The following is a 21,291-nucleotide window of genomic DNA, read 5'->3' on the forward strand; positions in this document are numbered from 1 at the left end:
TCACTTACCTTCGGGAATAGAGGGCGGTTCATTCTCTCCATCATTCGCTGCTTCATGAAATAACGTTGTTTTTACGGAAACTGTTCCCGTTTTTGTTTCTGCATCGATGACTACTTGGCCAGTCGCTTCTTTTTCGCTCTCAAAACGGACAAGCTTCTGAACCATTTCCTCTTTTTCCATTATTTTTTTCATTCCAGATTCAGGAAGCAACAGAGAGCCAAGATTGGTGCGCAGCATCCCCTTCATCGCCATATGATCCGGCACATACACTTCAATGTTTCCGGTTACCGCTTGGGCTTTAACCGTGTGGGCGGCATCGGACTTCAAATCACAAAGAACGTTGCCGTTAAAGGATTTAATATCCGTGTAGCCAACCGAGCCGATAACATGAACAGCTCCGTTAAACGAGCTGGCTTCCACTTTTTTGCCTTCACAATCAACGAAGAAGATTTGGCCATTGCCCGTTTCTCCTTCAAAGTCGCCCACCTTCGATTTTTTCACTTCGATTTTGCCGTTGGCTGTTTTTACTTCCAGCTCCTGCACTTCCATGTCGCGCATGGCGAAGGAGCCGTTAAACAGCTTGACAGAAAGATCGTGGACAGCAGCTTCCGGCACATACAAAACTGTGTCCACTTTCATTAGCTTTAAGCCGACCGAGAAGGAGAGCTTGTCTTCACGCGCATAAAAAACACTGTTCTTGATAAACGATTCTCTCGCTTCATCTTCGTTGTCAGCCCCGTAGATTTTAACGTGGCACTCTGCCTTTACGCCGCTTTCTGTCCAAGGCTTAATCGTAAAGCTGCCGCTCGCCACTTCTGCCTTAATGCGCTTCGGAGTAAAGTCTGTCTCCTGAAACGTATGCGAGAACTCAGCTGTTTTTCCGAGCGGAAGCTCAAAATCCTTGAGCTTCTGGACAGCCGACTGGACAAACTGAAAGAGCTTATCCTTTGGCTGGTTAGCGGAAGCGCCGGATGGCTCGCTTTTCTTTTCTGCGGTGCCGCTCAGCTTTTGGCCAAGGCCGATCAGCTCATCGAAAAAGCTGTCCCGGCGCTCTTTGTATGCTTGCTTCGAAGGTTCTTTATCCAGCGCCTCCAGCAAAGTTAAGCCTTCACTTGCTGAAATTAAACCTGATTCCACCATTTCTAAAATTCGTTTTTTCTCTTCGTTCATTTCAGGCACTCCATTCATTTAAGAATTGGCTTTCTGTTCATTCTTACGAAGATCAAAAGAAAAAGTTTCACTATTTTTGCAAGTAGCTGCCAATCGCGGCACCTTAGCTTTCTATGTGTTCCACTCTCTCGCGCTCGCGGACCAATACTCTATTTAAATAATGACCGGTGTAAGACCCTTCCGCTGCCGCCACTTCTTCAGGCGTGCCGGCCGCTACAATGGTTCCGCCTTTATCGCCGCCTTCAGGGCCAAGGTCGACGATGTAGTCTGCCGTCTTGATCACATCGAGGTTGTGCTCAATCACAAGAACAGTGTCGCCGTTTTCCACCAGCCGCTGCAGCACAGTGAGCAGGCGGGCGATATCATCCACATGCAGGCCGGTCGTGGGCTCGTCCAAGATGTAAAACGAACGGCCGGTCGAGCGGCGGTGCAGTTCCGAAGCAAGCTTCACGCGCTGGGCTTCTCCTCCAGACAGTGTCGTCGCCGGCTGGCCCAGCTTGATATAACCAAGGCCGACATCTGCGATCGTCTGGAGCTTACGTTTAATTTTAGGAATGTTTTCAAAAAAGTCCAGGGCATCCTCTACTGTCATAGCAAGAACATCTGCAATATTTTTGCCTTTATATTTCACTTCCAGCGTCTCGCGGTTGTAGCGCTTGCCATGGCATACTTCACATGGCACATACACGTCCGGCAAAAAGTGCATTTCGATTTTGATAATCCCGTCTCCGCGGCATGCTTCACAGCGGCCGCCCTTCACATTAAAGCTGAATCGCCCTTTTTTGTAGCCGCGGACTTTCGCTTCATTGGTCGAGGCAAATACTTCACGGATATCATCAAAAACACCGGTGTAGGTAGCCGGATTAGAACGCGGCGTACGCCCGATCGGCGACTGATCAATGTCAATCACTTTATCAAGATGCTCGATCCCTTTGACCGTGCCGTGCTTGCCCGGCTTTTGCTTGGAACGCTGCAGCTTTTGCGCAAGAGTTTTATAAAGAATGTCGTTGATTAACGTACTTTTCCCCGAACCGGACACCCCGGTGACAGCAATAAATGTACCAAGCGGAAATTTAGCTTTTACATTTTTCAGGTTGTTCTCTTTTGCGCCTGTTACTTCCACCCAGCGGCCATCCGGTGCGCGGCGCTCGGCTGGCAGCGGGATAAACTTTTTCCCTGACAAATACTGGCCGGTCAGCGAAGCCGGATCGTTCATGACCTCTTCCGGCGTACCGGCTGCCACAATTTCACCGCCATGCACGCCGGCGCCAGGTCCCACATCAATTAAATAATCAGCGGCCATCATCGTATCTTCATCGTGCTCGACCACGATCAGTGTATTGCCGATATCGCGCATATTTTGCATAGTGCTGATTAAACGGTCGTTATCACGCTGATGAAGCCCGATAGACGGCTCATCGAGAATATAGAGAACACCGGTCAATCGTGAGCCGATTTGGGTAGCCAGGCGGATACGCTGGGCTTCTCCTCCCGACAGCGTACCAGCTGAACGGCTAAGCGTTAAATAATCAAGTCCTACATCGACTAAAAAGCCAAGACGCTCCCGAATCTCACGTAAAATTAACTGGGCGATCTGCATTTCTTTTTCTGTTAATGACAGGCGCTCGAAAAATTGCTCTGCTTCTTCGATCGAAAAATCGGTGACCTCGCTAATATGCAGGCCATTGATTTTCACGGCCAGGCTTTCTTTTTTGAGGCGGTATCCTTTACAGGTCGGACATTTTTGCTGTCCCATATACTTTTCCATTTGCTCCCGGATATAATCTGAGCTTGTTTCTTTATACCGGCGCTCAATATTGTTGAGCACACCTTCGAAAATAATGTCATTTTCCCGGATTTGGCCAAAGTCGTTTTCATAGCGGAAATGAATCCGTTCCCGTCCTGATCCGTTTAAAATTTTATCAAGCTGCGCTTTGTCCAGCTCCTTGACAGGCACATCCATCGGAATGCCGTAATGATGGCAAACCGCTTCCAGCAGCTGCGGATAATATTGTGAGCTTGTCGGCTCCCATGGGGCGATCGCATGCTCCTTCAAGCTTAAATCCGGGTTAGGAATAACTAAGTCCACATCTACTTTCAGCTTCGATCCGAGACCGTCACATGTTGGACAGGCTCCATACGGACTATTGAAGGAAAACATGCGCGGCTCAAGTTCCCCTATGGAAAAACCGCAATGCGGGCAGGCATGATGCTCGGAAAACAGCAATTCCTCGCGGCCGATAACATCAATAATGACATTGCCCTCCCCGAGCTTCAATGCCGTTTCCAGGGAATCAGCGAGCCGGGCTTCAACGCCGTCTTTTACTACAACACGGTCAATCACGACTTCAATGGAATGCTTTTTATTTTTCTCAAGCTCAATCTCTTCCTCAACTTCCCGCATTTCCCCGTTGACACGCACGCGGACATAGCCTTGGCGCTTGATATCTTCAAACACTTTGACATGCGTGCCTTTCCGGCCGGAAACAATCGGCGCAAGCACTTGCAGCTTCGTCCGGTCTTCATATTGCATGATGCGGTCAACCATTTGCTCGATCGTCTGCGATGTAATTTCAATGCCGTGAACGGGGCAAGTCGGCCGGCCGACACGGGCAAACAACAAACGCACATAATCATAAATTTCAGTCACTGTTCCGACCGTTGAGCGCGGGTTCCGGCTCGTTGTCTTCTGATCAATAGAAATGGCCGGAGACAGCCCTTCAATCGCATCAACATCCGGCTTATCCATTTGGCCAAGAAACTGGCGGGCATAAGCGGATAAAGATTCTACATACCGGCGCTGTCCTTCCGCATAAATTGTATCGAACGCCAGCGATGATTTTCCCGAGCCCGATAAGCCTGTCAGTACAACGAGCTTATCACGGGGGATCGTAATATCAATGTTTTTTAAATTATGTGCCCTGGCTCCTTTTACTGTAATTTTATCTATTCCCATATCCAAGTCATCCTTCCGATTTCAACTCTAACAATGCATCACGCAGCTGGGCGGCCAATTCAAAGTCGAGCGCTTTGGCTGCTGCCTTCATTTCATTTTCTAAGCTGGCAATCAGGCGATTCCGTTCTTGCGGAGCTAGTTTCTTCTTGGAAGCGGCCGTTTCATAGCTTTCTGCTTCTTCCGCTGCATGCGTGGCCCGGATCACATCACGAATATCTTTCTGAATGGTTTTTGGCGTAACGCCGTGTTTTTCATTGTACGCCTGTTGAATCTCACGGCGCCGCTTCGTTTCTTCTATCGCCTTGGCCATAGAATCAGTGATTTTGTCGGCATACATAATCACATGGCCGCCGGCATTGCGGGCAGCCCGTCCCATCGTCTGGATCAGCGAGCGTTCCGAGCGGAGAAACCCTTCCTTATCAGCATCCAATATGGTCACAAGTGAGACTTCAGGAATATCGAGCCCCTCTCTCAACAAGTTGATGCCTACCAGCACATCGAATTTTCCAAGACGCAGATCCCGGATAATTTCTATTCGTTCCAGCGTCTTTATTTCCGAATGAAGATATTGGACTTTGACACCGATCTCCTTTAAATAATCCGTTAAGTCTTCAGACATTTTCTTCGTTAGCGTTGTTACAAGCACGCGTTCATTCCGAGCCGTCCGCTCATTAATTTCACTTATCAGGTCATCAATCTGGCCTTCAATCGGGCGAACGTCGACCGTTGGATCAAGCAGGCCGGTCGGCCGGATGATTTGTTCGGTCATTTGCGGAGTATGCTCGATCTCATATGGCCCTGGCGTGGCGGATACATAGACAATTTGACGCACATGCTCTTCAAATTCTTCAAACTTCAGCGGCCGGTTATCCTTGGCCGATGGAAGGCGGAAGCCATGATCGACAAGCACTTGCTTGCGCGCCTGGTCACCGTTAAACATTCCCCGGATTTGCGGAAGCGTCACATGTGATTCATCCACTACAATAAGAAAATCTTCTGGAAAGTAATCAAGCAGTGTATACGGTGTGGAGCCAGGCGGGCGCAAGGTTAAATGGCGGGAATAATTCTCAATGCCTGAGCAAAATCCCATTTCCCTCATCATCTCTAAATCATAACGCGTCCGCTGCTCAAGCCGCTGGGCCTCAAGCAATTTATTTTCCGCACGCAAAACAGCGAGCTGCTCTTCCAATTCTTGCTCAATGTTGCCAATCGCGATTCTCATTTTTTCTTCTCTTGTAACGAAGTGGGAAGCTGGAAAAATAGCGACATGTTCACGGTCGCCAATAATTTCGCCAGTCAGCGCATCGACTTCGCGGATCCGGTCAATCTCATCTCCGAAAAACTCCACTCGAATGCAATGCTCGTCACGGGAGGCAGGAAAGATTTCCACTACATCTCCGCGCACGCGAAAAGTCCCCCGCTTAAAGTCAATATCATTGCGCTCGTATTGGACGTCCACGAGCTTGCGCAGCAATTGATTCCGTTCAATCTCCATCCCGGCGCGCAAAGAAATCACGAGGTCACGATATTCCTCCGGCGAGCCCAAACCGTAAATACACGATACACTGGCAATAATGATGACATCGTTGCGCTCAAACAAAGAAGAAGTAGCCGAGTGGCGCAGCTTGTCAATCTCATCGTTGATGCTTGCGTCTTTTTCAATAAATGTATCCGTCTGCGGCACATAAGCCTCCGGCTGATAATAATCGTAGTAGCTGACAAAATATTCAACAGCGTTATTCGGAAAAAACTCTTTAAATTCACTGTACAGCTGGCCCGCAAGCGTCTTATTATGGGCAATGACAAGCGTCGGCTTGTTTACTTCTTTAATCACGTTAGAGATCGTGAAAGTTTTCCCGGTCCCTGTCGCTCCGAGCAGCGTCTGATGCTTCTTTCCTTCCTTTATGCCCGAAACAAGCTCAGCAATCGCTTTTGGCTGGTCGCCTTGCGGGCTGTATTTAGACACGATTTCAAATTGGTTCTTCACCATTCAACCCCCTGCCTCCTGGCAAATGTGCTTATTCTGTTCTATCAACATGCTTTCTATTAAAGCTTGTGCCGTTTTCTATTGTTAGTAATCATAATCCCCATTTTAGCATAAATGAAACCTGGCTGGCTATTAATAAACGCACATATGTTCCTGTTTCTCTCTAAGTCCTGCTGGCCACCTTCCTTAAGTTCATAGCAGAGAAACTGATAGAACGAGCAAGGCTGGTCTCATCGGCTCTAGGAGAATAATTGCACGGCTGTTGATTGAAGCGACCGGAAGGGAAACCAGCTGAGCCCGCCAGCAAAATAAAAAAGCTGCCGGCAAACTCGATTTTTATCGAATTTGCCGGCAGCCTAACTCTTTCCATTCATTAGAGAGGGCTTGCTTTATACTAAAATATCCACCCAAATTTTAATGGCTGTAGCCGCAATTAAGACAGCAAGCAGCCACTGCAATATTTTCGTATTCATTTTTTGTCCTGCTTTGGCGCCAAGCGGCGAAGCAAGAAGGCTGGCCACTACCATAATAACAGCCGGCATAAACAGCACTTGTCCAGTCATGAGTTTGCCGGCTGTCGAACCGATCGAGGAAATAAAGGTAATAGCGAGCGAGCTGGCAATCGTCATTCTCGTTGGAATTTTTAAGATAACGAGCATAATCGGCACAAGCAAAAATGCTCCGGCAGCTCCGACAATCCCGGCACCGATGCCAACAACGAAAGCAAAGAAGGCAGCAAGCCATTTACTAAATTTCACTTCCTCCATTGGCCGATCGTCCAAGTTTCTCTTAGGAATAAACATCATGACCGCAGCAAGTGCAGCAAGCACTCCATAAATCACATTAACAGTGGATTCATCCATCTTCTGCGAGCCAAATCCTCCAATAAAACTTCCGACAAGAATGGCAGCCCCCATGTAAATAATCAACGTCTTATTTAAATACTCGCTTTTCCGGTATGCCCATACCCCGGCAATTGTCGCAAAAAAGACTTGGACCGCGCTGACGCCGGCAACCTCGTGGGCGCTGAAGGCCGCAAAGCCCAGCATGGGCGGAATATACAAGAGCATCGGGTATTTAATAATAGAGCCGCCGATGCCAACCATTCCGGATAGAAAAGAGCCAATAAATCCAATGAAAAAAATAACAGCAATCCAGCCAATAGACCAATCCATTCGTTCTTCTCCCCTTTCCTATTTTTTATCTCCACGCGCCGATGCCGCCGGCTACGTTGGCAATATGCTTAAAGCCTTTCTTCTTTAATAGCCGGGCAGCCTTTTGGCTGCGCATGCCGCTCTGGCACATCACCACAACCTCTTGCTGGGGATCAAGTTCCTTCAAACGGGCAGACAGCTGATGAAGCGGAATGTTTTTAAAGCCGGCAATATGACCTGCATTAAATTCTCCCGGTGTGCGGACATCAATCCATTGTTTTTCCTTCTTCCCCGTGTCCTTTTTCAATTCTGCCGCTGTAGCCTGGCGCACGCCCGCTGCCGGCATCATATTTTTTAATGCCGCCACCGCAACTGCTGTCAAGATAAGATAAAAAGCAATCGTCATGTTTTCCCTCCTATTACGCCATGGGGTATAATTTTGCTCAAAAAATTACCGGCTCTTTACAAGGAGGTTGACCGCTTCTTTCACCAGGTCATCTGTCGGTTCCCCTTCCTGAATATTCGTCCGGATACATTGCTCTAAATTTCTGCTGACAATCAGGCCGGCCGCACGTCCGACAGCTCCCTGAATGGCGCTCAGCTGCGTGACAACAGCCGTACAGTCTTCTCCTTCTTCCATCATCTTCATAATGCCGCGAACCTGTCCTTCAATGCGTTTTAAACGGTTTTTTAAGTCTTTTCCATATTCCACGAAGAATCACCTCCATAGCCTGTTTTCTGCCTGCGGCCATCCCTTGCCATCCTTCAAGCCATTTCCGGGACAAAAGAAGGGCGCCCGAAAAGATCGCTTATAGGGCACCCTGTTTACTCTTTATTTAAGCAGCGCCATGACCGCATCCGGATCGTATCCAAGAATCCATTGGCCGTTAATTTCTGTCTGCGGCACACCCATTTGTCCGGTTGTTTCCACTAGACGCTGGGCCGCTTGCCGGTCTTGCTGCACGTTTACTTCTGTAAACGGAATACCTTGTTCCTTCAGAAAATTTTTCATCATTGTGCAATATGGGCACATATTTGTTGAATAGACGGTTACTTTATTCATCCTGTTTCCTCCTTGTTATGATTGTTTGACTGGTCCGTTTTCGTTCTTCCAGCCGGCAAAGCCGCTGGCCAGGTTTTCGATGTTTTTAAAACCTTTGGCTTGAAGCAAGCTTGCTCCAATCGCAGAACGGGCTCCGGATTGACAATGAATAATAAGCTTTTTGTCCTTCGGTAATTGATCCGCTTCTTCCTCTAAATAGCCAAGCATATGATGGCGGGCTGTTGGGATATGTCCTGCTTCCCATTCTCCCTGCTGGCGGATGTCCACTACATAGACATCTTCCTTTTCGTATTGGGCTTTTAACTCATTCACATTAATATTGGCATACTTCTCAAGTTCCGGTGCTTCACTGACAACATTCGGGCTGGCAAATGCGGCGATGCGATCCAGTCCGATTGACTCAAGCGAATGCTGAATGTGAACGGTCTGTTGTTCTTCTGCAATAAGCACCAGCTGCTTTTCATAGTCGAGAATCCAGCCCGCCCAGTTTGTAAAGATTTTGGTATACGGCAAGTTGATTGTGCCTTCAATATGTCCTTGCGCAAACTCATTTCCATTTCTAGTATCCACTATAATTGTATCTTCTCGGCTGATATATGCCTCTAATTCTTTGTAGGTTTCTACATAAGGAATCGTTTCATTCGTCAGCACAGCCGGGCCGGCCTTATTGACTTTTTTCATGACAGCAAAATATTTTGGAGGCTCCGGCTGATCTTTCAGAAGTTCTTTTTCAAATTGTTCCTTATCCATTTCCTGCAAAGCCCAGTTATTAGCTTTTTCATAGCCGACAGTGGAGAGTGGAACAGCGCCAAGTGATTTGCCGCAAGCACTTCCTGCGCCATGTCCCGGCCAGACAACTAAATAATCCGGCAGCTGTCTAAATTTCTGAAGCGAATCATACATTTGCGCCGCTCCGGAAGCAGCCGTGCCTTTTACGCCGGCCGCTTTTTCCAGCAAGTCCGGACGGCCGACATCACCGACAAAAACAAAGTCGCCAGTAAAGATTCCCATTGGCTCCGTTGAACCGCCGCCTCTGTCTGTCAGCACAAATGAAATACTTTCCGGGGTATGTCCTGGTGTATGCATTACTTTAAATTCCACATTGCCAACCATGAAAACATCGCCGTCTTTCACCAGTTGAGCGGAAAGGTTATCAAGGTACTGATACTTCCAGTTTTCATCGCCTTCATCTGATAAATATAATGTGACTCCGTAATCATGCGCCAATTGACGGGCTCCTGAAACGAAATCAGCGTGAATATGCGTTTCTGTTGCGGCTGTTAATTGAAAGCCTTCCTTTTGGGCTGTTTCTACATAAGGCGTAATATCACGGGCCGGATCAATAACGATGGCTTCTCCGGTTTTTTGACAAGCGACCATATAAGAGTATTGAGCTAACTTTTCATCAAAGTAAGAACGAAAAAACATGTTTACACCCTCCTATTACCCCAACGGGTATATTTGATTTAACTTCATATTACCCTATGGGGTATAAAAAAGCAAGTGCTATTTTTCATTTATTATTTTCTCATTCGATTGTTCCCCGTGATCACTCGTCTTGACTGATTTTGCCGGCTCAAAAAAAATTCCGGCTGCCTTGAAGCGTCGGCGCCGGAATTTATATTCAAGAGAGCATTAAACAGAAGTCAGTCATTGCCTGCCCGCTTACGATTTCGGTTGTTTTTTCTTTTTCACCATGAGACTGGCAAGCCAGAAGCCCAATGTCAATGAAGCAGCATCTATAATAATAAGCGGCCATGTGTGCGTATACCCCTTATAAGCAGAGGCCGCAATTAACGCGACAGTTAAACCCAGGCCTAAAAAATGATTAAATGTCACCCTCGTGAAAAAAACAACGAGAAAGCCGGGCAGAAACATTGCCAATATTATTTTCCCTACCATGTTTTCACTCCCAGCAAGCAGCTTTTTCTGACTCCATCATACTGAAATTTTTTCCACTTCGGAAGCCTTTTTTAGAAAAAGAACTTACTTTTTCTCATATTTTTTTACAATCATTTCTGTCATGTAATTCAGCTCGTTATACGGAATAAACTCTTCAGACAGCATATCAGGCAAAATATTTTTAATAAAATATTTTACGCAGTTCAAATCGGAAAACTCCATAATCGTGGACAAGGCTTCTTTGTATATTTCCAGAAAAAGCGGCTCGGGATTGCGTTTTAAAATTTCTCCGAAAGACTCATACAGCAAGTCAATCTTATCAGCGACGGAGAGAATACGCCCCTCAAGCGTATCATCTTTCCCTTCTTTAAACCGTTCCATGTAAATACTTTGCAGTTCCGGCGGAAATTCCTGCTCCACAAATTTCTTCGCCATCTGCTCCTCGACTTGAGAGAACAGATCTTTTAGCTCCTTTGTGGCGTACTTGACAGGGGTTTTAATGTCACCCGTAAACAGCTCGGCATAGTCATGATTCAACGCTTTTTCATACAATGCCTGCCAATTGACAGTTTGTCCTTCCATTTCTTCAATGGTCCCTAAGAATTGGGCAATCTTCGTGACTTTAAATGAATGGGCGGCCACATTATGCGATTGATATTTAAATTTTCCAGGCAGCCGGAACAGCTGCTCCAAGTCCGATAAACTCTTAAAATAATTATGTATTCCCATTGACTGATCCTTCCTTTCCGAAGCTATAATTGATAGGAGAAAAAATGAAAGGCATTTATTCGATTTTCTAGACATATTTTCATTGTAGCCCTACAATCGTTAAGTGGCTATTTATTTTATTTTTTGAGGTGACAACATGAATTTATGGGAATTATTTGTAGCTTTTATTCTTGGGCTCGTAGAAGGAGCAACAGAATTTGCTCCTGTTTCTTCGACAGGTCATATGATTATTGTAGATGATATTTTGTTAAAATCGAAGGAATTGTTTTCCGCTCCAGTGGCCAATACCTTTAAGGTTGTCATCCAGCTCGGCTCTATCTTAGCCGTTGTTGTGGTCTTTAAAGACCGCATTCTTAACCTGCTGGGATTGCAAAAGAACCAGGGAACGATGAGTCAGATCGGGCCTAGACTGACATTGGTTCATATATTCATCGGGCTGATTCCTGCCATTGTACTCGGGTTTGCTTTTGAGGACTATATTGATGAACACCTCTTTAATGTGTACACGGTGTTAATTGGCCTCGTTGCCGGCGCCCTGCTTATGCTGGCAGCCGACTGGCTGGCGCCTAAGAGTGTAAAAACAAAAACGGTTGACGAAATTACGTACAAGCAAGCTTTTCTCGTCGGTTTGTTCCAATGTATCGCGCTGTGGCCGGGCTTTTCCCGCTCGGGGTCCACTATTTCCGGAGGCGTTTTGCTTGGCATGAGCCATCGGGCGGCAGCTGACTTTACCTTTATTATGGCCATGCCTATCATGGCAGGAGCAAGTGCGATTTCTCTTATCAAGAACTGGGAGTATTTCTCCATCGATGTACTTCCGTTTTTCATCGTCGGTTTCATTAGCGCCTTTCTGTTTGCCCTGCTGTCGATCCGTTTCTTCCTGGCGCTTATCAACAAAATTAAATTGACGCCATTCGCGATTTATCGAATTGTGCTTGCAGCGGTTATTTATTTCGTATTTTTGTAAAAATACTTAGTATGCAAAGATTGCGCGGAGCTTTTGAGCCGGCAATTCCTATCTATAGGAATTGCCGGCTTGTTCTTTTTCTAAACACTTTCTTTCTCCAGCAGGCTCAGCTGTTAGTCTTTAATAGGGTAAACTACTGCTGCCATAAAGAAAAAACGCGTTAATGTACGTATTTGCGCGATATTTTTTTCTGTATTAAGATGTAAAACATCATAAAAAATTGAAAAGTCAGTTTTTTAAAAACCAATTAAAGGAGTGGCTAAATTGGCAGCAAAAGTGATCTCTACCCCATTATTAAGCGAGCATAAAATCAACGTCCATTTCCCTGTTCAGCAAGTCATCAACCATCAAGGCCAGCTGGTCGATCCAGTTTATGAAAGCGCCATCAACGAAGAGTTAGCCCAAACGTTCTATCGACAGCTCGTTCGCATGCGGACATTGGATCGTAAAGCAAAGAGCCTGCAGCGGCAGGGACGGTTAGGCACTTATCCTCCTTTTGAAGGACAGGAGGCTGCTCAAGTCGGCAGCGCATTAGCTCTTGAAGCGGACGACTGGATGTTTCCAACTTACCGCGACCATGCCGCCAGCATCACTTTCGGAAAATCGTACGGTATCCTCTCTTCCTGGAATGGCCGCGTGGAAGGGAACCTGCCGCCGGCGGGAAAGAAGATTTTGCCGCCCTCAGTCCCTATTGCCACCCAGCTTCCCTTGGCAGCCGGAGCCGCAATGGCTGCTAAATTTAAAGGTTCATCGGAAGCTGTCATCGCCTATTTCGGCGATGGCGCTACATCAGAGGGAGACTTTCATGAAGGCTTAAATTTTGCAAGCGTGTATCAGGCTCCCGTCGTTTTCTTCAACCAAAACAACGGCTATGCCATCTCCCTCCCCATTCATAAACAAATGAACTCGGAAACGATCGTCCAAAAAGCCGTGGCTTATGATATTCCAGGCGTTCGGCTCGATGGAAACGATATATTTGCCGTGTACTTTCAGACAAAAAAGGCACTGGAGCGGGCCCGCAATGGCGGAGGACCTACGTTGATTGAAGCAATTACATGGCGGTATGGCGCCCATACAACCGCTGATGATCCAAGCAAGTATCGCGATCAGCAAGAAAGTGAAGAACGGCGGGAATACGACCCCGTTACGCGGCTTGAGCATTTTATCAAACGTAACGGTTATGGAGATGATGCTTGGATGGATAGCGTACAGGCCGAAGCTGCTGAAGAGATCGAAGAGGCTGTAAAGGAAATGGAATCGATGCCGCCGCCAGATATAAATGACATGTACGATTTTATATTTGCAACACCTACCTGGACCATTGCGGAGCATAAACAGCAATATCTTAAGCATTTACAGGAGGAAGAATAAATGTTAACAACCGTGAAATCAAGACAATTAACATTCATTCAAGCGATTACAGACGGAATGCGCACTATGCTCAAGGAGCGAAAAGAAGTGGTTATCCTTGGAGAAGATGTCGGAAAGAATGGCGGTGTCTTTCGGGCAACGGACGGACTGCAGGAGGAGTTTGGAGAGAAGAGAGTTTTTGATACGCCGTTAAGTGAATCAGGATTGATGGGCGCCTCCATCGGCATGGCCTTGAACGGGCTGCTCCCAATTGCTGAGATTCAATTTTTAGGATTTATTTACCCGGCATACGAACAAATTATGACTCATGCTACACGAATGCGCTATCGCTCCAAAGGGGTTTTCACTGTTCCCCTAGTCATTCGCGCGCCCTACGGAGCTGGCGTCCGCGCGCCGGAAATCCACTCAGACAGCGCAGAAGCGTTATTTACACATATGCCGGGAATAAAAGTGGTCTGTCCTTCCACTCCCTATGATGCGAAGGGATTGCTCATAGCAGCCGTGGAAGATCCTGATCCGGTCCTGTTCCTCGAGCCTCTGCATTCCTACCGTTCCATTCGCGGCGACGTGCCGGAGGAGAAATATACAGTGGAAATCGGCAAAGGCCAAAGAGTTCAGGAAGGAGAGGATGTCACACTGATCGCCTGGGGAGCGATGATGCCGGTCGTAATGAAAGCAGCAGCAGAAGCTGCCAAAGCGGGCATTACCTGTGACGTGATTGATTTACGCACGCTGTATCCTCTTGATAAGGACATTATTGCAGAATCCGTTCAAAAAACAGGCCGCTGTGTCATTGTTCACGAAGCACATGCTACCGGCGGCTTAAGTAATGATATCCTTTCTATTATTAACGATACCTCCTTTCTCTATATGCGGGCGCCGATCGAGCGCGTCACCGGCGCCGATGTTCATGTTCCATTTTGGGCGTTAGAAGAGCATTACCTGCCGACCCCGTCCCGTGTTAAAGCTGCTATCCGTAAAGTAGTTCACTTTTAAAAACAGGCCCCTATCAAAAAAAGCCTGATCCGCATCAAGCGAATCAGGCTTTTGGTCTATTCTTGAATCAGGCTTCTTTGACAGCCTCGATTTCTCCGATCACTGGCGGGATTTCAGGAACTTCTTTTGTCACTTCAACAAATTTGATGTGGTAGCCGTCCAGCTCCACAACCTTAAATGTGAAACCGTCCCGTTCGATCGTGTCACCTTCCTGGACCTCAAACTTCTCCGTTAAAATCCATCCGCCGATCGTATCAACATCTTCCTCATCAATATCCGTTCCAAACAAGTCGTTGACTTCGCTCAGCAGCACCTTCCCATCAAGCATCGTTTGGTGATCATTGATTCGTTTAATCATTGGTGTTTCATCCTGATCAAACTCATCGCGAATTTCCCCGACGATTTCCTCAAGAATATCTTCTGTCGTGACAAGTCCGGCCGTACCGCCGTATTCATCAATCAGGATCGCCATTTGAATGCGTTCCTTTTGCATTTTTACAAGCAAATCATGAATCGCAATAGACTCGATGACTTGAATAACCGGGCGAATATAATGGTCGATCGTCACATTCTTCTTTGTTTCATCCCGAATATAGTCTGTTAAGACTTCCTTCATATTCACCATGCCGATGATGCGGTCCTTATCGCCATCTGCAATCGGGTAGCGGGTGTAATTTTCCTCCATAGCTACCTCAATACATTGCTCTACGGTGTGCGACTTATCAAATGCTGTTACTTCTGTACGCGGCACCATGATTTCTTTCGCCAGACGATCATCAAATTCAAAAATATTGTTCACATATTTATATTCCGATTGGTTAATTTCTCCGCTCTTTAAGCTTTCTGACAAGATCATCCGCAGTTCTTCTTCGGTATGCGCCATTTCACTTTCTGACACAGATTTAAAGCCGAATAATTTAATTAACAGCGTGGATGACCCGTTCAGCAATTTAATGAATGGATACATTAGTCGGTAAAAAATAATCATTGGTTTGGCAGCCAGCAGCGTCACTTGCTCTGCCTTTTGAATAGCAATCGTTTTCGGCGCCAGTTCACCTACAACGACGTGCAAAAAAGTAACCGTGGAAAAAGCGATCAAGAATGACAGCACGCTGACAACAGAATCTCCCAAATTCAGACGCTCAAACAGCGGATGAAGCAAGCTTTCCACCGTCGGCTCACCAAGCCAGCCGAGTCCAAGAGCCGTCACCGTGATTCCTAGCTGACAGGCCGATAAATACTCATCAAGATTTGAAATTACTTTCTTTGCAGCCTCTGTATTTGCCCGTCCCTCTGCTGCCAGTTGATCAATCCTTGTGCTTCTGACCTTTACAATTGCGAACTCGGTCGCTACGAAGAAACCGGTTAATGCAATTAAAAAGGCAACCATGATTAAGTTTAATATGTCCAAATAAGATCCTTGCGGCTACATTGTGCCGTAAGGAATTACACCTCCGTTAAGTTAAAATGAATATTTCTATTCAACCGTCCTTTTTTTTGCGCGCTGAGGCTTGATCCGGCCTGTTTGCTTACAAAAAACAGTCTGGTTGTTTGTTTCCATAAACTGATCTGCACTGCCTGCAAACATTTTTACATTTCTTTCTACTGCCTTCCCAATATCCTCACCTCACTTTTACATACTTCTACTTTAAGATATCGGTCTTTTTCAGTCAATATTTAGAAAACAAAATAACAAACAATAATAACAGGCAAGCAATGAATGGATGCTACATTTTATTCTATTAGGGCCGGCTATGTTCATTTCTCTTTTTTTTGGAGAATTTCTTGCCAACTTCAGATGTAGTGGAAAGAGAGCGCCCGATATAAATACCCAGGGCGCCCTCTTCTTATTTATCGCATGGATGGATGTCCGGACCGGGCGGGCTGATTATTCATTCCCCCGCCCCCCATGCCTGTCAGCTGAGGAATCATGCTTGGAAGCTGTCCGCTTCGGCCCGTCATCATACTGTAAGCTACGGCGCCGATGCCGATTGAAGCAACAATAGGTAATAGCTGAATGTTCTTTTTCATCTACTTCCACCTGCCCTCTGTTGAATTGCTTTTTCAAGCATGTATAGTTTTTGTTAGTTGCACTTAAAACAATCAAGCATTTTTTACAAGCTTTTACGGGCAAAGCCGGCATCTTTTCCAAATACTGCTTTTCTTTTTTTTTTTGAAAAAGTAAACTATAGGCAGCCTCGCATGTAAAGGAGCGGTGAATTTGCAGAAAATGAAAATTTTGATTATAGAAGATGCAGAAACGGTGCGCAATGAGCTCAAAGACTTTTTAACAGCCTATGGCTATGAGGTGGAAGCGCCCGATGATTTCCAGCATGTTCTCTCTTATGCAACAAAGGAGGACATTCATTTAATTTTGCTCGATATTAATTTGCCGGTATTCGACGGCTATTTCATCTGCCGGGAAATCCGGAAATCATCTCAGGTGCCAATTATTATCGTCACAAGCCGGAATAATGAAATGGATGAATTGATGAGCATGAATCTTGGCGCAGATGATTTTGTGACAAAGCCTTATCATACACAGATCCTTCTTGCCCGGATCGATGCCGTTCTTAAACGGGCTTATAAACAGCCCGAGGCATTAAGCCTGACAGTAGGGGAACTCAAGCTCCACTTAGCGAATGGGACCATCTCCTATAAAGGCGGGCAGCAGGAGTTAACGAAAAATGAATTTAAAATTCTTCATTATTTGATGGTGAAGAAAGGCAGCATCGTTTCCAGAGAAGAACTAATGGAACACTTATGGTCCTCCGATTTATTTGTTGATGACAATACTTTGTCCGTGAATGTAACGCGTCTGCGCCGAAAAATTGAAAGCCTCGGTATGGAAAATCCGATTGAAACGAGACGGGGTCTCGGGTATATCTTATCATGAAGATAAGCGCCTACTTAAAGGAAAGGTCCGCTTTCTTATTTGTGAATGTCCTGCTGTTCCTCGCTGTCTCTGTTTTTCTATGGGTGATTCATGTGCCTGCATGGCTGATTATCCTCCTTTTTCTTTGCTGGTTTACTCCCCTTTTTACTTCCTATGCATTGGAATTCTGGCAAAGAAAAAATTATTATGACCCGCTCGTGAAGAATGCACAGCTGCTTGATCAGCAATATTTGCTTACAGAGATGGTGGAGCCGCCTGATTTTTTGGAAGGACAGATGATGTACGAGATTTTGCAGTCGACAAATAAGCAAATGCACGAGCACGTCAATCAGCACAAACGGATGCAGACAGAATACCGCGAATATGTGGAAACATGGGTTCACGAAATTAAAACTCCGATCGCCGCAGCCAAATTAATTATTGATAATCAGCAAAACACTGTAGCAAAAGGGTTATACGAAGAACTGAACAAAATTGAAGGGCTCGTTGAACAAGCGCTGTATTATGCTCGCAGCAGCAGCGCAGATAAAGACTATCTCGTGAAAGAATTTAAGCTGAGAAGCTGTGTGACGAATGTTTTGAAAAAAAATGCTAAAGCCTTTATTTATAACAAAATTCAATTAGAATTGGCCGAGTTTGAAGATGTTGTATACTCCGATGAAAAATGGGTGGAATTCATTCTTAACCAACTCATCATTAACAGCATCAAATACAGTCAAGCCGACAAGAAACACATTCGCATCTTTGTAAGCAGGCATGAGCATAATCTCGTGCTGCATATTGCTGATAACGGGATCGGCATTGATGAAAAAGATATCCGGCGAGTATTTGATAAGGGCTTTACGGGAGAAAACGGACGAGCTTTCCAAGCATCGACCGGCATTGGCCTGTATTTATGCAAGCAGCTTGCCGATAAACTTCATCTCGGAATCGATATCCAATCAGTCAAACACGCTGGAACAGAAGTAACGATCATCTTTCCAAAAAGCAAAGTCACTTTGCTTGAGCAATAAAAAAAGCCGCTTGCCAGCCGCGTGATCAGCCATTGGCAAGCGGCTCTTTGCCAATCTTACAAAAATGTAAGGCTTCTGCAACGAAAAGCAATATGTCCCTCCCTTTAAAGGCGGTACACTGAACGTATCATACAAAGGAGCGTGGCAAAATTGGATTCCGTGTTAAGAGTTGAACAAATTGAAAAATACTTTGGCAATAAAGGGAATGTGACCAAAGCAATCGATAATATCAGCTTCTCAATCGAAAAAGGCGAGTTTGTCGGTATTATGGGGCCGTCCGGAAGCGGGAAAACAACCTTGTTGAACTGTATTTCCACCATCGATCATGTAACGACTGGAAATATTCAAATTAACGGCACCGACATCACCCAGTTAAAAGGGGGAAGGCTGGAGAAATTCCGGCGGGATGAGCTCGGCTTCATCTTCCAGGATTTCAACCTGCTGGATACGCTGACCGGTTTTGAAAATATTGCGATTGCCTTGACCATTCAGGGACGAAACCCGAGGGAAATTACGCAGCTTGTAGAAAAAGCGGCGGCCAAGCTGGAAATCACCTCTGTATTAAACAAATTTCCTTATCAAATGTCAGGCGGCCAAAAACAGCGCGTTGCTTCCGCGCGAGCCATCGTAACTAACCCCTCGATTATTCTGGCGGATGAGCCGACCGGGGCGCTTGATTCAAAATCCTCCCGGCTTCTGCTGGATGCATTTGAGAAGCTGAATGACGAAATGCAAGCGACCATCCTAATGGTCACGCATGATGCTTTTACAGCCAGTTATGCCAAGCGCATTTTATTTATTAAAGACGGCAAAGTCTTTAACGAGCTGATCAGAGGCACTGATTCACGCAAGGAGTTTTTCAGCCGGATTATCGAAGTAGTCACCCTTTTAGGAGGCGACACGAATAATGTTTTTTAAGCTATCGCTTCGCAACGTTAAACGAAGCTTTAAAGATTATTTCATTTACTTTTTGACCTTGACCTTCGCGGTTTGTATTTTTTACAGCTTTAACTCAGTGGCTGATCAGGAAGCGATGCAGGATTTATCGGCAAGCCAGTCAGATATAATTAGAACATTGAAGCAGCTGCTTTCCTTTGTTTCCATTTTCGTTTCTGTTATTCTCGGCTTTTTGATCATCTTTGCCAATAATTTCTTAATCAAGCGGCGAAAGAAAGAGCTCGGCTTATATATGACGCTCGGCATGGGCAAATATAAGATCTCCCGGCTCCTTGTTACGGAGACTCTCGTTGTCGGCATTCTGTCATTGGCGGCAGGCTTGGCGGCCGGTGTATTTATTTCGCAAGGGCTATCCCTGCTGACAGCTTCCATGTTTGACGTTGATTTTACCGGTTATGCGTTCGTTTTTTCGAATGATGCCATGCTGAAAACCGTTCTTTACTTTGGCATCATTTATTTACTGGTCATGGTGTTTAACAGCATTGTCATCTCAAGATATAAATTAATCGATTTATTAACAGCGGCAAGAAAAAACGAGCAGTTAAAGGTGCGAAAAACGGCTGTTTCAGTCATGCTGTTTATTTTGTCGCTCCTCATTTTGGGGATCGCTTACGGAGTCATGCTGAAATACGGCTTGATGGAAAGCACGGCGCTTGTCTGGACATGCGTAGGACTCGGTTCGTTTGGCACCCTGCTGTTTTTCATGTCATTGTCAGGGTTCGCTTTAAATATTATCCAGCAGTCCAAAAATATTTACTTTAAAGACATCAATATTTTTGTGCTGCGGCAAATTAACAGCAAAGTCAATACGACCTTCTTGTCCATGACAATTATTTGTTTAATGCTGTTCTTCACAATCGGCGTCCTTTCCAGCGGCTTCAGCCTAAAGGATGCGATGAACCGCGATTTAGAAGCCGCTACACCTTATGATGCCAGCGTAGGCTTGTTCATTGAAGAAAACTCACCCATCAAGGATATCCGCCAAGCTGAACAGAAGCTGGGACTGGACTTAGACAGTTATGGAGAAACGTACCGCTTCACTCGCTATCAAACGGATCAATCGTTAAAGCCGCTTCTGCTTCCTTACAAAGATAAAAGCAGCGAGCCGCTCGTTGACCACTTTGATCAGACTTACGTGACGGCTATTGCCCGTTCCGATTATGAAGCAATTGCCGCCATGCAAGGGAAAAAGCCGGTGAAGACAAAAGACAATGAGGTCCTCCTATTATCCAGTGCCGGGAGCACCTTCAAAGACACATTTAAGCGCTTCACGCGGGAAACGAAAACAATTAAATTGAATGGTCAAACATACTCTATTGCCGGAAATGTGATTGATTTTGCGTCCTCTACGGACTTTAAAGGATTGGAGTTCTTAACAGCGGTGGTGCCTGATCAAGCAGCTGTCTCGATGAAGCCGCTCCATTCCATCACAAATATCCAGTATGACGGCGGCGAGCGTGCCAAAAATGATTACCTGTACAAACTGCTGAATGCCTCGATGCGCGGCCAGCTGCAAAAAGAACAGGGCTTTACATTAAGCGGCGCCACGAAAACAATGGTACATGAAACCTATACGGGCGCATCGGCCATTACCGTCTTCATCGGCATCTATCTTGGAATTATCTTCTTGATTTCCAGCGCCGCTGTGCTTGCCTTGCAGCAGCTCTCGGAAGCAAGCGACAACGCCGAAAGGTATACGATATTGAAGAAAATCGGCGTGACGAAAAAAGGCATCAACCAAGCGATCTTCAGACAAATTTTCATTTATTTTACGATGCCTCTTTCTCTGGCCGTCCTCCACTCCATTTTTGGTGTTCAAGTGGTGAATAAAGAGATTATGGTTGCAGGAGGCGGAAATGTTCTGCTGTCCTCCCTGTTAACCGGGCTCATTATTATCACCGTGTATGGCGGCTACTTCCTGGCGACCTATTCAGGTTATAAGCGCATTGTAAAATAAACAAGGTGCCTCGATTGGACTCTATGCCCTTTGTCCGATTGAGGCGCCTTTTGCTGTATGGTCTTTTCATGGGGCTGGAAAACCGCATCTCCGGAATGAAACATATTCCTTTTTCGCCTCTCATAAAATGGACAAGGAGAGAAAGTCTTTTGGGAGGAGTCTATATGGAGATG

General features: G+C 45.9%; 19 protein-coding genes. 7 read left to right on the forward strand and 12 right to left on the reverse strand.

Annotation, left to right across the window (positions count from 1 at the left end; genetic code table 11):
* From B1A98_RS06920 to B1A98_RS06965, 10 genes are all read right to left on the reverse strand, one after another.
* Complete coding sequence (locus B1A98_RS06920) at positions 1-1,170, reverse strand: DUF4097 family beta strand repeat-containing protein (protein ID WP_063384748.1); 1,170 nt, start codon at positions 1,168-1,170, stop codon at positions 1-3.
* A gap of 103 nt (positions 1,171-1,273) precedes the next feature.
* Positions 1,274-4,126 carry an excinuclease ABC subunit UvrA gene (uvrA, locus tag B1A98_RS06925; protein ID WP_063384747.1) on the reverse strand — a complete coding sequence of 951 codons (2,853 nt, stop codon included), beginning with the start codon at positions 4,124-4,126 and terminating at the stop codon, positions 1,274-1,276.
* Positions 4,127-4,133: 7 nt separating this feature from the next.
* Complete coding sequence (gene uvrB / locus B1A98_RS06930; protein WP_420916242.1) at positions 4,134-6,116, reverse strand: excinuclease ABC subunit UvrB; 1,983 nt, start codon at positions 6,114-6,116, stop codon at positions 4,134-4,136.
* Positions 6,117-6,502: 386 nt separating this feature from the next.
* On the reverse strand, positions 6,503-7,288 hold the full coding sequence (locus B1A98_RS06935) for a sulfite exporter TauE/SafE family protein (protein WP_063384746.1): 786 nt from the start codon (positions 7,286-7,288) through the stop codon (positions 6,503-6,505).
* A 25-nt stretch (positions 7,289-7,313) separates the two neighbouring features.
* Complete coding sequence (locus B1A98_RS06940) at positions 7,314-7,673, reverse strand: rhodanese-like domain-containing protein (protein WP_063384745.1); 360 nt, start codon at positions 7,671-7,673, stop codon at positions 7,314-7,316.
* 45 nt (positions 7,674-7,718) lie between these two features.
* Complete coding sequence (locus B1A98_RS06945; RefSeq protein ID WP_063384744.1) at positions 7,719-7,979, reverse strand: metal-sensitive transcriptional regulator; 261 nt, start codon at positions 7,977-7,979, stop codon at positions 7,719-7,721.
* A 120-nt stretch (positions 7,980-8,099) separates the two neighbouring features.
* Positions 8,100-8,330, reverse strand: coding sequence for a glutaredoxin family protein (locus B1A98_RS06950; RefSeq protein WP_063384743.1), 231 nt, complete (start codon positions 8,328-8,330; stop codon positions 8,100-8,102).
* 15 nt (positions 8,331-8,345) lie between these two features.
* Positions 8,346-9,758, reverse strand: a complete 1,413-nt coding sequence (locus B1A98_RS06955) for an MBL fold metallo-hydrolase (protein WP_063384742.1) — start codon at positions 9,756-9,758, stop codon at positions 8,346-8,348.
* A 237-nt stretch (positions 9,759-9,995) separates the two neighbouring features.
* Entirely contained in the window at positions 9,996-10,232 is a 237-nt protein-coding gene (locus B1A98_RS06960) for a CsbA family protein (protein WP_063384741.1), read from the reverse strand.
* Positions 10,233-10,316: 84 nt separating this feature from the next.
* Positions 10,317-10,961: a YfbR-like 5'-deoxynucleotidase gene (locus B1A98_RS06965; RefSeq protein WP_041094888.1), complete on the reverse strand. Its 645-nt coding sequence runs from the start codon at positions 10,959-10,961 to the stop codon at positions 10,317-10,319.
* Between the two features lie 136 nt (positions 10,962-11,097).
* On the opposite strand from B1A98_RS06965, the gene B1A98_RS06970 reads away from it, so the two are divergent.
* The 3 genes from B1A98_RS06970 to B1A98_RS06980 all read left to right on the forward strand — a co-directional run bounded on the left by B1A98_RS06970 (position 11,098) and on the right by B1A98_RS06980 (position 14,295).
* The gene (locus B1A98_RS06970) at positions 11,098-11,928 is read left to right on the forward strand and encodes an undecaprenyl-diphosphate phosphatase (protein ID WP_063384740.1); all 831 of its coding nucleotides are present in this window, start codon (positions 11,098-11,100) and stop codon (positions 11,926-11,928) included.
* A gap of 309 nt (positions 11,929-12,237) precedes the next feature.
* The gene (gene pdhA, locus B1A98_RS06975) at positions 12,238-13,299 is read left to right on the forward strand and encodes a pyruvate dehydrogenase (acetyl-transferring) E1 component subunit alpha (RefSeq protein WP_063384878.1); all 1,062 of its coding nucleotides are present in this window, start codon (positions 12,238-12,240) and stop codon (positions 13,297-13,299) included.
* Positions 13,300-14,295, forward strand: a complete 996-nt coding sequence (locus B1A98_RS06980) for an alpha-ketoacid dehydrogenase subunit beta (RefSeq protein ID WP_063384739.1) — start codon at positions 13,300-13,302, stop codon at positions 14,293-14,295.
* Positions 14,296-14,362: 67 nt separating this feature from the next.
* Here the strand turns inward: B1A98_RS06980 and B1A98_RS06985 are convergent, their stop codons facing one another.
* Positions 14,363-15,706 carry a hemolysin family protein gene (locus B1A98_RS06985; RefSeq protein ID WP_063384738.1) on the reverse strand — a complete coding sequence of 448 codons (1,344 nt, stop codon included), beginning with the start codon at positions 15,704-15,706 and terminating at the stop codon, positions 14,363-14,365.
* Between the two features lie 440 nt (positions 15,707-16,146).
* Complete coding sequence (locus B1A98_RS06990) at positions 16,147-16,326, reverse strand: hypothetical protein (protein WP_041094896.1); 180 nt, start codon at positions 16,324-16,326, stop codon at positions 16,147-16,149.
* A gap of 199 nt (positions 16,327-16,525) precedes the next feature.
* Between B1A98_RS06990 and B1A98_RS06995 the strand changes: the two genes are divergently transcribed.
* The 4 genes from B1A98_RS06995 to B1A98_RS07010 all read left to right on the forward strand — a co-directional run bounded on the left by B1A98_RS06995 (position 16,526) and on the right by B1A98_RS07010 (position 21,118).
* On the forward strand, positions 16,526-17,191 hold the full coding sequence (locus B1A98_RS06995; protein WP_063384877.1) for a response regulator transcription factor: 666 nt from the start codon (positions 16,526-16,528) through the stop codon (positions 17,189-17,191).
* Entirely contained in the window at positions 17,188-18,204 is a 1,017-nt protein-coding gene (locus B1A98_RS07000) for a sensor histidine kinase (protein WP_063384737.1), read from the forward strand. Before B1A98_RS06995 ends, B1A98_RS07000 begins: the two co-directional genes overlap by 4 nt.
* 150 nt (positions 18,205-18,354) lie before the next feature.
* Complete coding sequence (locus B1A98_RS07005) at positions 18,355-19,122, forward strand: ABC transporter ATP-binding protein (protein ID WP_063384736.1); 768 nt, start codon at positions 18,355-18,357, stop codon at positions 19,120-19,122.
* Positions 19,112-21,118 carry an ABC transporter permease gene (locus tag B1A98_RS07010; RefSeq protein ID WP_063384735.1) on the forward strand — a complete coding sequence of 669 codons (2,007 nt, stop codon included), beginning with the start codon at positions 19,112-19,114 and terminating at the stop codon, positions 21,116-21,118. Before B1A98_RS07005 ends, B1A98_RS07010 begins: the two co-directional genes overlap by 11 nt.
* Positions 21,119-21,291: the final 173 nt, after the last annotated feature.

The organism is Pseudobacillus badius, from assembly GCF_002189605.1.
Taxonomy (GTDB): domain Bacteria; phylum Bacillota; class Bacilli; order Bacillales; family Domibacillaceae; genus Pseudobacillus; species Pseudobacillus badius.

What these genes read in the sequence shown, in the direction of transcription:
- B1A98_RS06920 (WP_063384748.1), bottom strand. Translation starts at nt 1,170, where the DNA reads ATGAACGAAGAGAAAAAACGAATTTTAGAAATGGTGGAATCAGGTTTA.
- uvrA (WP_063384747.1), bottom strand. Translation starts at nt 4,126, where the DNA reads ATGGGAATAGATAAAATTACAGTAAAAGGAGCCAGGGCACATAATTTA.
- uvrB (WP_420916242.1), bottom strand. Translation starts at nt 6,116, where the DNA reads ATGGTGAAGAACCAATTTGAAATCGTGTCTAAATACAGCCCGCAAGGC.
- B1A98_RS06935 (WP_063384746.1), bottom strand. Translation starts at nt 7,288, where the DNA reads ATGGATTGGTCTATTGGCTGGATTGCTGTTATTTTTTTCATTGGATTT.
- B1A98_RS06940 (WP_063384745.1), bottom strand. Translation starts at nt 7,673, where the DNA reads ATGACGATTGCTTTTTATCTTATCTTGACAGCAGTTGCGGTGGCGGCA.
- B1A98_RS06950 (WP_063384743.1), bottom strand. Translation starts at nt 8,330, where the DNA reads ATGAATAAAGTAACCGTCTATTCAACAAATATGTGCCCATATTGCACA.
- B1A98_RS06955 (WP_063384742.1), bottom strand. Translation starts at nt 9,758, where the DNA reads ATGTTTTTTCGTTCTTACTTTGATGAAAAGTTAGCTCAATACTCTTAT.
- B1A98_RS06960 (WP_063384741.1), bottom strand. Translation starts at nt 10,232, where the DNA reads ATGGTAGGGAAAATAATATTGGCAATGTTTCTGCCCGGCTTTCTCGTT.
- B1A98_RS06965 (WP_041094888.1), bottom strand. Translation starts at nt 10,961, where the DNA reads ATGGGAATACATAATTATTTTAAGAGTTTATCGGACTTGGAGCAGCTG.
- B1A98_RS06970 (WP_063384740.1), top strand. Translation starts at nt 11,098, where the DNA reads ATGAATTTATGGGAATTATTTGTAGCTTTTATTCTTGGGCTCGTAGAA.
- B1A98_RS06980 (WP_063384739.1), top strand. Translation starts at nt 13,300, where the DNA reads ATGTTAACAACCGTGAAATCAAGACAATTAACATTCATTCAAGCGATT.
- B1A98_RS06990 (WP_041094896.1), bottom strand. Translation starts at nt 16,326, where the DNA reads ATGAAAAAGAACATTCAGCTATTACCTATTGTTGCTTCAATCGGCATC.
- B1A98_RS06995 (WP_063384877.1), top strand. Translation starts at nt 16,526, where the DNA reads ATGAAAATTTTGATTATAGAAGATGCAGAAACGGTGCGCAATGAGCTC.
- B1A98_RS07000 (WP_063384737.1), top strand. Translation starts at nt 17,188, where the DNA reads ATGAAGATAAGCGCCTACTTAAAGGAAAGGTCCGCTTTCTTATTTGTG.
- B1A98_RS07010 (WP_063384735.1), top strand. Translation starts at nt 19,112, where the DNA reads ATGTTTTTTAAGCTATCGCTTCGCAACGTTAAACGAAGCTTTAAAGAT.